This is a genomic window from Streptomyces sp. NPDC096079 (assembly GCF_040303145.1).
Lineage (GTDB): Bacteria > Actinomycetota > Actinomycetes > Streptomycetales > Streptomycetaceae > Streptomyces.
The window spans coordinates 1-12712 of sequence record NZ_JBEOST010000017.1; the positions used below are offsets into that span (position 1 = coordinate 1).

Here is a 12712-nt window from a genome sequence, read left to right on the forward strand (position 1 = left end):
AGCAGACCGTCCTCGGTCCCCACCTCGACGAGTGGCACAGTGCGCTCATGGGCGAATGGCTGGTGTACGGCGCGCGACGGCCCCCCGTGTTGACCCGGAGTTCGTCCCGGAGACCCGCCGGGCGGGGACCGTGGGCCGGATGGGGCGTGTGATGGTGAGGGGCCTCGGGCTGCTCGTCCTGGTGTCCGTGGGCCTGTACGTCGCGCGCGAGGGCGCGGAAGGACCCGCCGGGACGCCCGGTCCGAGCGGAGCCACGGCCGGGTGCGAGGTGTCCGTGCCGTACGCCGCCGGGACCGGCGGCTACGCGAAGTACCGCATCCCCGCGGTCGTGCGGACGCGCGCCGGGACCGTGCTCGCCTTCGCCGAGGGGCGCGAGGCCGGGGCGGGGGACGCCGGCGACATCGACATCGTGGTGCGCCGCTCCGACGACGGCGGCTGCACCTGGGGGCCGCGCGAGGTGGTCGCCGAGGGCCGCGGCGACACCCGGGGGAACCCCGCGCCGGTCGTCGACCCGCGGTCGGGCGACGTGGTGCTGCTCAGCTCGTTCAACGGCGGGGAGGCGACGGAGCACCGGATCCTGCGCGGCGAGGTCCCGGCGGAGCGCGGCCGCCGGGTGTTCGTCCAGCGCAGCACCGACGACGGCCGGACGTTCTCCGCGCCGACGGAGATCACCGCGCGCGTGAAGAAGCCCGGCTGGCGCTGGTACGCCACCGGGCCGGGCCACGCCCTCGCCCTGACCCGGGGCCCGCACGCCGGGCGGCTCGTGGTGCCCGCGGACCACTCGGCGGCCCCGCCCGAGGGTTCCGCGGACACCGGCGAGGAACCCCGGTACTACGGAGCGCACGCGCTGTACAGCGACGACGGCGGGCACACCTGGTCCCTCGGCTTCGTGGACGACACCTACGACGGCTCCGTCAACGCCAACGAGACGGCCGTCGCCGAACTCCCCGACGGCAGCCTCTACGTCAGCTCCCGCGACCAGCTGGGGACGAGCCCGGGCAACCGCGCCGACGCCACCTCGCGCGACGGCGGTGTGAGCCTCGACCGCCCCCTCGCCCCCCAGCACGCCCTGGACCGGGTGCCCGTGGTGCACGCCGGCCTCCTGTACGCGGGAGGCCGTGACGGACTCCTGCTGTTCTCGGCCCCCTCCGTGCCGGACGCCCGCGCGGAACCGGCTCTCTGGAGCAGCCGGGACGGCGGACGGACCTTCGACAAGGCGCTGACCGTGGACCGGCGGAAGGCCGCGTACTCGGACCTGGTGCCGCTGGACGCCACGACGGTCGGCCTCCTCTACGAGACCGGGACGAGCAGCCCGTACGAGACCGTCGAGTTCCGGCGGATTCCGCTGGCGGCGCTCACCGGAGCCGTACACACGTCCGGTCCTCGCGTCTCCGATGGAGGGAAACAGGCGCGAATGTTCACCGATTCAGGTGACTGAGGTCGAGGCGAAACGTCCCTCCCCGCGACGGGGCGGCCACGCTCGACGTGACACAGCGAGCCACCCTGTGGAGCGTCCGATGCAGTTGATCCCCCGTCATGACCCCTCTCTCGTCGTCCGCTCGACCGGCGGTCACACGGTCGCCGCCCTCCGGGGCGAACTCGACCTCGTCCTGGTGCGGCACCTGCGGCCCGAGCTCGACGTGCTCGCCCGGGAGTCCGACTCCCTGACCGTCGACATCCGGCGCCTCACGTTCTGCGACGCCACCGGACTCGGACTCCTCGCCCACTGCGCCGGGCGTGTGGACCGGCGCGGTGCCCGCTGGCGGCTCGTCTGCGACCAGCCGTGGATCCTGCGGCTCATCCGGCTCACCGCGCTGACCGACGTCCTCCGCCCCGAGCCCGCACCGCCGGACCTCCCCGGTCAGGCGGACCCGGCGACGCCGCCGCTCCCGTCCGAGCCGGGGGTGACGAGACCCGTCTCATAGGCGGCGATCACCGCCTGGGCCCGGTCGCGCAGCCGCAGCTTCTGGAGGATGCGGGCGACGTGCGTCTTCACCGTCGCCTCGCTGAGCCGGAACCGCGCCGCGAGTTCGGCGTTGGTGTGGCCGCGCGCCAGGGCCTCCAGGACCTCCAGCTCGCGCGGGGTGAGCGTGGCCAGCTCGCGGTGCGGAGCCGCCGCCCGGGCCCCCGCCCCCGCGCCGGACGCGGCGAAGCGCTCGACCAGGCGCCGGGTGATCGCCGGGGCGAGCAGGGCGTCCCCGGAGCGGACGAGCCGGACCGCCGCCGTCAGGTGCTCGGGGGTGACGTCCTTGAGCAGGAAGCCGCTCGCGCCCGCGGCGAGCGCCGCGTACACGTACTGGTCGAGGTCGTACGTGGTGAGGACGACGATCCTCGGCGGCGCCGCCCCCTCGTCCGCCAGGATGCGGCGCGTGGCCTCAAGCCCGTCGGTGCCCGGCATCCGGATGTCCATCAGGACCACGTCCGGCCGGGTCCTGCGGACCGCGGCCACCGCCGCGTCGCCGTCGGCGGCCTCCGCGACCACGTCGATGCCGTCGGCGGCCAGGATCATCCGGAAACCGGTCCGCACCAGCGCCTGGTCGTCGACGATCACCACGCGCGGAGCGTCGGCCACGGTCACGGAACCTCCCACGGAATCACCGCACGGACCCGGTAACCGCCCTGCGGGCGGCTGCCCGCGTCGAGCGTACCGCCGTACACCGCGAGCCGTTCCCGCAGGCCGAGCAGCCCGTGGCCGCCGCCCTGTCCGGCCGCCCGCGAGCGGAGCCCTCCGGTGTCCGACACCTCCACCCGCAGCCGTCCCGCCCCGTACTCCACCGTCACCGACACCCGCGCGCCCGCCGCGTGCTTCACCGCGTTCGTCAGCGCCTCCTGCACCACCCGGTACGCGGCGAGATCCACACCGGCGGGCAGCTCCGCCCGGACGCCCCGCACCGCCACCTCCACCGGCACCCCCGTGTCACGCACCCGGTCCGTCAGTTCCGTCAGCCTCTCCAGACCGGGCTGCGGCGCCAGCGCCACGTCGACGGCGGGATCGGGACCCTCCGCGGCCATCGTCAGCAGTCCCATCACGTGCCGCAGCTCCGCCATCGCCGTCCGCCCGGCCGCCTCCACCGCGAGCATCGCCTCCCTGGCCTGCTCGGGGGAGGTGGCCAGGACCGTGCGCGCCGCACCGGCCTGGATCGTCATCATGCTCACGTTGTGGGTGACCACGTCGTGCAGCTCCCGGGCGATCCGGGACCGCTCCGCCTCCACCGCGCCGCGCAGCGCCGCCTCCTGCCGGCCCCTCAGCTCCCGCTCCCGCTGACGCCAGAGGTGGACGCCGTGCGAGGCGAGGGCGAGCGGCAGCAGGACGAGGACCGGCACCAGGTCGCTGTCGACCTCCGGGACCAGCGGGAAGACCGCGTACAGGAGCGCGCCGGCCGGCAGCGACACCGCCACCGACCAGCGGTGCGGGCTGTACATCGCCGCGCTGTACGCCGCGACGAGCCCCGAGGCGAAGGTGATCCGCGTCGCGTCGTCGGCGGCGTCCCCCAGGTGCAGGACCACCGCGGCGACGGTCACCGCCCAGTAGACGGCCAGCGGAAAGCGGCGCCGCAGCACCAGCGGCAGCGCCGTCAGGAGCGCCGCCGCCAACTCCCACGCCTCCACCGGAGGCAGCACGTGCTCCACGGCGGGGACCGGGCGAGGGCCCTCCGCACCGCCCGGCAGGCGCGGGAGAGCGGGCGGCGTCGGGAGCTGCCCCGGCACCGGCCGCTCGGCTCCGGCCAGATCGGGGCGGAGCTCCACGTACGAGCGGTTCAGGTTCCCGACGACGGTGGCGACCGCCAGCGACAGCGCGAGCAGCCCGTCGGCCGCCCACGCCCAGCGGGACAGCCGGGGCGGCACGCCGATGGTCCGCGCCCCGCGCATCCGGCCCATGAGGTCCTCGTACCTGCTCATCGGTGCAGTGTGCCAAGGTCCGCCGCGGCGGCGAATCAGCCCGGGGGACCAGGACGCCCTCCGCGCGGAGTACATCGCGCGGACGACCCGGCCGCGCCTCCTCCGCGCACGGTACGGATCTTCGCCACCGCGGCCGACGCGCCCGCGGCGGGGCCGCTCCTAGCGTCACGGCGAACCCGTCCGACCCCCAGTCCCGGAGGACCCCATGACCCCGTCCGAAGCCGTACCGCTCATCGACCTGAGCGACGTCGGCAGGAGGTACGACGCCGGGCCCGCCGCGCTCGCCGGGCTGAACCTGCGGGTGGCCAGAGGCGAGGCGCTCGCCGTGCTCGGCCCCTCCGGCAGCGGCAAGTCGACTCTCCTCAACCTCCTCGCGGGACTCGACCGGCCGAGCACCGGCCGGGTGACCGTCGACGGGCTGCGCGTCGACGCGCTCGGCGAGACGGCCTCCGCCCGCTACCGGCGCGACCGCATCGGCATGGTCTTCCAGTTCTTCAACCTCCTCGACGACCTCACCGTCCTCGACAACGTGCTGCTCCCCGCCCAGCTGACCGGCATGGCGCGCGGCCGGGCGGCGGCGCGCGCCGCGGAACTCCTCGAACGGCTCGGCGTCGCCCGCCACGCGCGCGTGCACCCCGGCCGCCTGTCCGGCGGCGAGCGGCAACGCGTCGCCGTCGCCCGCGCCCTGATGAACCGGCCGCCGCTGCTCCTCGCCGACGAACCCACCGGAGCCCTGGACACCGCGTCCGGCGCCGACGTCCGCGACCTCCTGCGCGACCTCAACGCCGAGGGCCAGACGATCGTCCTCGTCACCCACGACCTCGCGCTCGCCGAGGCCTGCGCGACGCGCACGATCGAACTCGTCGACGGCCGCGTCACCCGCGACGTCCCGGCGGTGGCCCGATGAGCGCACAGTCCGTCGCCACCGCGGCGCGCACCGGACGCGGCGGCGGCGCTCTCGGCCGGGTCGTACGGGCCGGGGTCGGGCGGCGCCGCACGCAGACCGCCGTGATGGTCCTCACCACCCTGCTGTCCGTCGCCTCCGCCGTCCTCGCCCTCGGCCTCCTCGTCGCCTCCGCCGCGCCCTTCGACCGGGCCTTCGCCCGCCAGCACGGCGCCCATCTGACCGTGCGGTTCGACGGAGCGGCGGTCACCCCGGAGCGGCTCGCCGCCACCGCCCGCGCGTCCGGAGTGGCCGAGGCCTCGGGCCCGTTCGCCGTCACCTCCCTGCGCCTCGCCGTCGACGGGGCCGCTCCGCCCGGCTTCGCCCCGCCCCCGCTGACGGTCGTCGGCCGGGCCTCCGCGTCCGGCCCCGTGGACGCGGTGAGCCTGGCGGAGGGCCGGTGGGCCACGGCTCCCGGCGAGATCGTCCTGGAGCGGGGATCCGAACCGCCGGGCTCGGCCCCGGGGGCCCGGTTGACCGCCGGCTCCGTCACCCTCACGGTGGTGGGCATCGCCGAGTCGGTCGGCGAGAGCGCCGACGCCTGGGTCGTACCCGAGCAGCTCACGGCGCTCGCCGGAGGACGGCCGCCGGCGCTCCAGATGCTCTACCGGCTCACCGCCGCCGACACCGCCGCCGAAGTCACGGCCGGACAGCGGGCCGTCACCGCGGCCGTACCGGCCGGGGCGGTCACCGGCGCCCGCTCCCACCTCGACGTACGGGAGGCCGCGCGCGAGTCCACGGCCGCCTTCGTGCCCTTCGTCACTGCCTTCGCGCTCCTCGGGCTCGCGATGTCGGTCCTGGTGATCGGCATCGTGGTGAGCGGGGCCGTCGGAGCCGCGACCCGCCGGATCGGGATCCTCAAGTCCCTCGGCTTCACGCCGTACCAGGTGGGACGCGCGTACGTGGCACAGGCCCTGATCCCGGGCACCGCCGGCGCCGTGCTCGGCGTCGCCCTCGGGAACGTGCTCGCCGTGCCCCTCATGGCGGAGGTGGCCGAGGTGTACGGGACGACGGAGGTCCTCGTCCCCCTGTGGGTGGACCTCGCCGTACCGACCGGGGCCCTCGCCCTCGTGGCCGTCACCGCCCTCGGGCCCGCCCTGCGCGCGGCCCGGCTGCCCACCGCGACGGTCCTGCGCGTCGGCCCGGCCGGCGACGGCGGCCGGGGGCGCGCGGTCCGGGGCCTGTTCGGACGGCTGCCGCTGCCCCGGCCGGTCACCCTGGGCCTCGCCGCGCCCTTCGCCCGCCCGGCGCGCGCGGCGAGCACGGCCGCGGCGGTGACCTTCGGAGCCCTCGCGGTGACCTTCGCCGTGGGCCTCGGCAGCACGCTCGTCGCCGTCAAGACCGACGGCGACCCGGACCGGGGCGGCGACGTCACCGTCCGCACGGTCACCCAGCCCCGGGGGAACCCCGGCGGTCCCGGCGGGAAACCGCCCCTGCCCGGGAAGCCGGCCGATCCGGCCACCGTGGCGTCGGCGATCGCCGCGCTCCCCGGGACCGGCTCGGTGTACCGGACGGCCCGCACCCAGCTGGACGTCGCCGGGCTCAAGGGCGGCGCACCCCTCGTCGCGTACGAGGGGGACACGGCCGGCAGCCGCCACACGATGGTCTCCGGGCGGTGGTTCGGTGCCACCGGGGAGGCCGTCGCGGCGACCCGCTTCCTGCGCACCACCGGGGCCCGCGTCGGCGACACGATCACCCTGTCCGAACAGGGCCGCACGGTCCGGGTCCGGATCGTCGGCGAGGTATTCGACCTGGGCGACGACGGCATGACCCTGCGGACCGCGGCGGCGTCCGTCGCCGCGCTGAACGCCCGCTACCTGCCGGCCGACTTCGCCGTGACCGTCACCGCCGGCACGGACGCGGCGCGCTACGCGGAGCGCCTCGACGCCGCCGTGGCACCGCTCAGGGCGGAGGCCGCCGTCACCGAGGGAAGCAAGTCGAGCGTCATCCGGGCGATGCAGGCCCTGATCGTCATGCTCACCCTGATGCTGGTCGCCGTCGCCTGCCTCGGCGTGCTCAACACGGTGGTCCTCGACACCCGCGACCGCGTCCGCGACCTCGGGGTCCTCAAGGCCCTGGGGATGACACCGCGGCAGACGGTCGCACAGGTCCTCACCTCCGTCGCCGCCATCGGGCTCGTGTCGGGCGTCGTCGGCGTGCCGCTGGGCGTGGCCCTCCACGGCCGGGTGATGCCGGCGATGGGCCGCGCGGTCGGCACCACCATCCCGCCCGCCGACACCGACGTGTACGGCACGCCCCTGCTGCTGCTCCTCGGGGCGGCGGGCGTGGTGATCGCGGCGGCGGGGGCGCTGCTCCCGGCGGGCTGGGCGGCCCGTACGGCCACCGCACGGGCGCTGCGGGCGGAGTAGCCGGGGTGGTCCCGTACGGCCGTCGCGATAACGTCGCCGCATGTCTGAAGTCCGGTTGACCACGCCCTCCTTCCTCGTGCTCGGCATCATCGACAAGCTGGGCGAGGCCAGTCCGTACGACGTGAAGGTGGAGGCCGCGCGGACGGTGGCCCCGTTCTGGTCGATGCCGCACGCGCAGGTGTACGCGCAGTGCGACCGGCTCCTGGAGGCCGGGCTGCTGTCGGAGGTGCGGCAGCCCGGCGGTCGCAACCGGCGCCTGATGAGCCTCACGGAGGAAGGCTCCGCGGCGCTGCGCGGCTGGCTCGCCGACCCCGCCTTCGTCCCGGTCGAGGCCCGCGAACGCGGCATCCTCAAGCTGTGGTTCGGCGCCAGTCCGCGCGTCCACGCCCCGGTCCAGATCGACGAGCACCGCAGGACCCTGGACACCTACGAGGGGCTCGCGCACGACGTCGGGGAGCTGCTGACGCGCGGGCAGCGCGAGGCGCTGGAGTTCGGCATCCGCTACGAGCGGATGATGGTGGACTTCTGGCAGTGGGTGGAGAGCCGCGAGCCCTGACCCTCCCGAAGAGAGCTTGTTACCGACCGGTTGACCCCGGCGGTGCACGGCCCTACCTTCACCCATGGTCCAGAAAGGACTATGGGTGAAGGGGGACGCCATGGGACGACCGACCACCACGGGCCGCGGGTGGGGGAGGGCGGCCGCCGTCGCGGTGACCGTGGTCTGCCTGGCGTACGCGCCGATCGCCGTCACCGAGATCTGGCCCTACGCGCGACCGGGAGCACCCGCACTCGGCGAATGGCTCCTCGGCCGGTCCGTCTCCCCGGAGTTCGTGGCCGAGGCCGTGCGCGACCGGATGGGACCGTACGGGCGCAGCCTGGTCCCCCTCGTCACGCACTCGGTCCTCGGCGGCCTCCTCATGCTGCTCGGCCCGGTGCAGCTGCTGTCCGCGGTCAGGCGCCGCGTCCGGCTGCACCGCGTCGCCGGGACCGTGTTCGCCGCCACCGTGTACGCGTCGATGGCGGGCGCCGCCGTCTACCTGGTCCGCACCCCGCCGGCGCAGGCCTTCAGCGGGGCCGCCTTCTGGATCGTCCTCGCCACCATCCTCGCCGGCACCGTCGGCAGCGTGACCTTCGGCGTCCTCGCCGCCGTCCGGGGCCTCCCGGACCTCCACCAGCGCTGGATGCTGCTCTGCTACGGCTTCCTGATGACCGCTCCGCTGCTGCGGCTCGAATGGGGCCTGCTGCCCCGGCTCTACCCGGGACTCGGCCTGGCCGAGATCAACCGGGTCGCGATCATGCACCTCGGCGCGCTCGTCTCCTTCGGCGCGCTCCTCGCCTCCCGCGCCCTCGACCGCCGTACGGCGGTCCCCGGCCTGACCGGCACCTGGAGCCCCCTGCCGGTGCGGATCGCCGCCCATCTCGCGGGAGCGGCGGGCCTGGTGTGGATCACGGGAGCCTTCCTCGACGAGGGCACCGCGGGGCGCCGACTGCTCCTCGCGTACCTCGTCCCGTACGCCGTGACGTACGCCGTCATCGCCGTCCGGGCGGCCCGGGGCGCCGCCTGGCCGCGCGAGGAGTGGTCGCTGCACCTCGCCGCCCTGTGCCTGGCACCCGCCTTCTCGGCGGTGACCGTGCCCGTACTCGAACGGACCCTGGGCCTGGACCGGATCACGGCCCTCGTCGCGGGCGTCGGCATCGGCTGCGGCATGCTCGCGTACGCGGCCGTCACGGTGGTGAGCCTGCGGATCCTGTACGCGCGCGAAGTCCGGAAACGGCAGGGCCGGTTCACTCGGCCGCCCGACCATCCGGCGATGGCCGATGACGGTGACGGTGACGGTGCCGGTGCCGGTGCCGTGCGGGAAGGAGCCCGGGGATGAGCGCCGTACCCGAGGAGACGCCCGTCGGCACCGCAGCGCCCGAGGGCCGGGCGCTCTCGCCCGCCGTCGTGGTCCTCGGCGGCGTCGTCGGCGGCATCAGCGCCGCCGTCGGCACCCTGCTCGCCGTCGCGGCCCTGACCGGGCACGCGGCGGGCCCCTGGGTGTCGCCCGAGGCACTCAGCCCCGGTCTCCTCGGGGCGGCCATGGCGGGCGTCGCACCCGCGCTGTTCACGATCGGCCGGGCCCGCGTCTGGGAGGAGGTCCGGAGCCTGGTGCTGCCGCTCGCGATCGTCCTCGTCGGCCTCTTCACGGTGACCCTGCTGAACTCCGGAAGCCTCCAGGCCGTACGCGGCGGCCCGTTGTTCCTCGCCCTGTTCAGCCTCGGCTGGGTGGCCGTCCTCGGCATCCTCGCCCTCGCCGCGGTGGGCTGCCTCGCGGCGCAGTACCGCCGACGTCCCGACCGCACGGGGGCGCCGTGGCGCCCCGTCGCCCCGCTGCCCGCCTGGTCGAAGCCGCCGCTCGCCGTGCTCGGCTCGGGATGGCTCGGCATCGGCGCGGGCCTGCTGTTCCTCCCGGCCTTCTGGGGAGCGCTGCTGCCGTGGACGGTGAACCGCGCCGACGCGCAGGGGCTCGGCGTATGGGCGCTCGCGCTCGGCGTCGGCGTCCTCGGCTCCCTGGTGGAGGACGACCTCGCCCGGATCCGTCCCGCCCTCGGGGCCGTTCCGGCGGTGGCCCTGGCCCTCGCCGCGGTCCTCGCCGCCCGTGCCGCCACGGTCGACTGGGCCTCCGGACCCGGAGCCGCCCTCGTCACCCTCGTCACCGGACTCCTCGTCACGGGCGTCTCGGGCCACTGGCTGCTCGCCCGCGCGGCGCGCGCGGGCCAGGACGGAGAGGACCGGGGGCGGCCCTCCGGACCAGGGCCGAGCCGAGGCTCAGAGGAGCCGTGATCCCGCCTGTCTCCGCCTGGATCAGCGGCACAGCGCCGTGTCGACGGCAGCCTCCACCCGCTGGGAGGCCGCACCCGTCGGGGCGGTGGTCACCGCGATGCCGGCGGCGCGTCCGTCCTCTGTGACGCCTCCTCGCGTCCGGTATCCCAGGGCGGTTCCGCCGTGGCCCCAGTAGACGCCGCCGCACGAGAGCGGCGTGCTGGTGAGGCCCAGTCCGTAGCGGACGCCGGGGCCGCGTGCCCCTGCGGGGACGGTGGTGCGCATCTGGGCGAGCTGGGCCGGGGGCAGGAGTTCGCCGTCGAGGAGTGCGCTGTAGAAGCGGTTGAGGTCGCTGTTGGTGGAAACCAGGGCACCCGCAGCCCACGCCATGGACATGTCCATGGTGGTGTAGTCGATCAGAGGTCCGTCGTCCGTCTCCCGTTCGTAGCCCTTGGGGTGAGGCTCGCGGAGGGTCGTCTCTCCGGGGGCGGGGAAGGAGGTGTGGCGCAGTCCGATGCGGTCGACGATGCGCCGGTCGATCTCCTCGCCCAGGGGGCGGCCGGTGACCTTCTGGATGATCAGGCCCACGACCAGGTAGTTCGTATTGCTGTACTCCCACTTCGCACCCGGGGAGAAGTGGGCCTTCTGCGCGAGGGCGCCGTCGAGCAGGTCGCGTGGCTCGAAGTACCGGTACCGGACGGCGGGGAAGTCCGCGAACACGGGGGACTCCAGGTATTCGGGCAGGCCGCTGGTGTGCTGGAGGAGTTGGCGGACGGTGATGTGGCGTCCGTCGGTGCCGTCGCCGCGCAGCAGGCCGGGCAGGTAGGTGTCGACGGGGGCGTCCAGGGCGAGCTTCTTCTCGGCGACGAGCTGCAGGGTGACCACGGCCGTGAAGGCCTTGGTGTTGCTGCCTGCCCGTACCTGCCCGTCCTTGGGTACCCTCGCGCCGGTCCTGAGGTCGCCGACGCCCGCGGCGTAGAGACGCGTCCGGCCCTCGCGGTCCGTGACGCTCGCCAGCGCGGCGGGCATCTTGTCGTCGGTCACCAGGGCGTTCAGGCTCTTCTGAACGGGGTCCGGCGTGGCGGCGGAGGCCGCGGACGGGAACAGTGCGCCGGTGGTCATGACGGCCCCGGTGAGCACGGTCACGGCGAGAAAGGTCTTGGGCCGGCCGCCTCGCGAAAGAGCGGGGCGGAACCTCGGCGATACACGTGCGTGCATGGAACGACTCCTGTCGTGACAGTGGAGAGCAAGCGGGGCCGCCGGGGTACCGGTCGCCGTTCCCGCGAGCGGGAGCGGCGACCGATACCGTCAGGCGCCGGGGGCGGCAGGGGCCCGCCCACCGGCCTGACCCGCCCTCATCGGGCGCCTGCGGCCGCGGTGCGGGAGCGGCGGCTTTCCGGTGGGGTCGGTGAGGGTGTCAGCGGCACAGGGCCGTTTCGACGGCGGCCTGTGTGTGCTGTTCGGTGGCGCTGTCGGCCGGCATGGCGGTCAGTGCGAAGTTGACCGCACGGCCGTCCTCCGTGACACCTCCGAAGGTGGCGTATCCCGGAATGGTTCCGCCGTGGCCCCAGTAGACGCCGCCGCACGGCAACTGCGTGCTGATCAGGCCCAGTCCGTAACGGGCACCCGGGGCGCCTGTGGGGACGGTGGTGCGCATCTGGGCGAGCTGGGCCGGGGGCAGGAGTTCGCCGTCGAGGAGCGCGCTGTAGAAGCGGTTGAGGTCGCTGTTGGTGGTGATCACCGCACCCGCGGCCCAACCCCAGGACGGGTCGAGTTCGGTGACGTCGCGCCAGGGCGAGTCGGCTGTGTCCCGGTGGTAGCCCTTGGCGTGGGGCTCGTGGATGGTCATGTCTCCGGGGGTGGGAAAGGAGGTGTGGCGCAGTCCGATGCGGTCGACGATGCGCCGGTTGATCTCCTCGCCCAGCGGGCGGCCGGTGACCTTCTGGATGATCAGGCCCGCGACCAGGTAGTTCGTGTTGTTGTACTCCCACTTCGCGCCCGGGGCGAAGTGGGCCTTCTGCGCGAGGGCGGTGTCGAGGAGCTCGCGCGGCTCGTAGTACCTCTGCCGATCCTTGAGGACCGCGCTCTTGTCCAGGTATTCGGGCAGGCCGCTGGTGTGCTGGAGGAGTTGGCGGACGGTGATGTGGCGTCCGTCGATGCCGTCGCCGCGCAGCAGGCCGGGCAGGTAGGTGTCGACGGGGGCGTCCAGGGCGAGCTTCTTCTCGGCGACGAGCTGCAGGGTGACCACGGCCGTGAAGGCCTTGGTGTTGCTGGCCGCCCGTACCTGCCCGTCCTTGGGTACCTTCGCGCCGGTCCTGAGGTCGCCGACACCCGCGGTGTAGAGACGCGTCCGGCCCTCGCGGTCCGTGACGCTCGCCGACGCGGAGGGTATCTGGTCGTCGACGACGAAGGTGTTCAGGCTCTTCTGAACGGGGTCCGGCTTGGCGGCGGAGGCCGCGGACGGGAACAGTGCGCCGGTGGTCATGACGGCCCCGGTGAGCACGGTCACGGCGAGAAGCGTCTTACGTCGGCCGCCTCGCGAAAGAGCGGGGCGGAACCTCGGCGATACACGTGCATGCATGGAACGACTCCTGTCGGTAGGGGAAGACGTCAGTGGGTCGGTGAGAGGGGGGGCGTGGCGCGACGGGCCTGCCGCCGGCTCGGCCCGGTGGCCCGGTGGTTCCCTCGACCCTCGGT

Annotated in this window: 11 protein-coding genes; 7 read left to right on the plus strand and 4 right to left on the minus strand. The window is 74.7% G+C overall.

All coding sequences use genetic code 11. The annotated features are described in order from the left end of the window. Positions 1–139: 139 nt before the first annotated feature. Positions 140–1438, plus strand: coding sequence for a sialidase family protein (locus ABTY59_RS27905; RefSeq protein WP_352021799.1), 1299 nt, complete (start codon positions 140–142; stop codon positions 1436–1438). A gap of 79 nt (positions 1439–1517) precedes the next feature. Beyond that, positions 1518–1925, plus strand: a complete 408-nt coding sequence (locus tag ABTY59_RS27910) for an STAS domain-containing protein (RefSeq protein ID WP_352021800.1) — start codon at positions 1518–1520, stop codon at positions 1923–1925. Here the strand turns inward: ABTY59_RS27910 and ABTY59_RS27915 are convergent. Further along, complete coding sequence (locus tag ABTY59_RS27915) at positions 1862–2572, minus strand: response regulator (RefSeq protein WP_352021917.1); 711 nt, start codon at positions 2570–2572, stop codon at positions 1862–1864. The genes ABTY59_RS27910 and ABTY59_RS27915 overlap by 64 nt on opposite strands. Before the next feature lie 2 nt (positions 2573–2574). After that, entirely contained in the window at positions 2575–3900 is a 1326-nt protein-coding gene (locus tag ABTY59_RS27920) for a sensor histidine kinase (protein ID WP_352021801.1), read from the minus strand. Between the two features lie 205 nt (positions 3901–4105). On the opposite strand from ABTY59_RS27920, the gene ABTY59_RS27925 reads away from it, so the two are divergent. From ABTY59_RS27925 to ABTY59_RS27945, 5 genes are all read left to right on the plus strand, one after another. Next, the gene (locus ABTY59_RS27925; RefSeq protein ID WP_352021802.1) at positions 4106–4807 is read left to right on the plus strand and encodes an ABC transporter ATP-binding protein; all 702 of its coding nucleotides are present in this window, start codon (positions 4106–4108) and stop codon (positions 4805–4807) included. Continuing rightward, complete coding sequence (locus ABTY59_RS27930) at positions 4804–7212, plus strand: ABC transporter permease (protein WP_352021803.1); 2409 nt, start codon at positions 4804–4806, stop codon at positions 7210–7212. Before ABTY59_RS27925 ends, ABTY59_RS27930 begins: the two co-directional genes overlap by 4 nt. 40 nt (positions 7213–7252) lie before the next feature. After that, on the plus strand, positions 7253–7768 hold the full coding sequence (locus ABTY59_RS27935) for a helix-turn-helix transcriptional regulator (protein ID WP_352021804.1): 516 nt from the start codon (positions 7253–7255) through the stop codon (positions 7766–7768). 100 nt (positions 7769–7868) lie between these two features. After that, positions 7869–9089 carry a DUF2306 domain-containing protein gene (locus ABTY59_RS27940; protein ID WP_352021805.1) on the plus strand — a complete coding sequence of 407 codons (1221 nt, stop codon included), beginning with the start codon at positions 7869–7871 and terminating at the stop codon, positions 9087–9089. Beyond that, entirely contained in the window at positions 9086–10036 is a 951-nt protein-coding gene (locus ABTY59_RS27945; RefSeq protein ID WP_352021806.1) for a hypothetical protein, read from the plus strand. Before ABTY59_RS27940 ends, ABTY59_RS27945 begins: the two co-directional genes overlap by 4 nt. Positions 10037–10057: 21 nt before the next feature. Here ABTY59_RS27945 and ABTY59_RS27950 read toward each other — a convergent pair whose 3' ends face one another. After that, complete coding sequence (locus ABTY59_RS27950) at positions 10058–11137, minus strand: serine hydrolase domain-containing protein (protein ID WP_352021918.1); 1080 nt, start codon at positions 11135–11137, stop codon at positions 10058–10060. Between the two features lie 295 nt (positions 11138–11432). After that, complete coding sequence (locus tag ABTY59_RS27955) at positions 11433–12596, minus strand: serine hydrolase domain-containing protein (RefSeq protein ID WP_502995435.1); 1164 nt, start codon at positions 12594–12596, stop codon at positions 11433–11435. Positions 12597–12712: the final 116 nt, after the last annotated feature.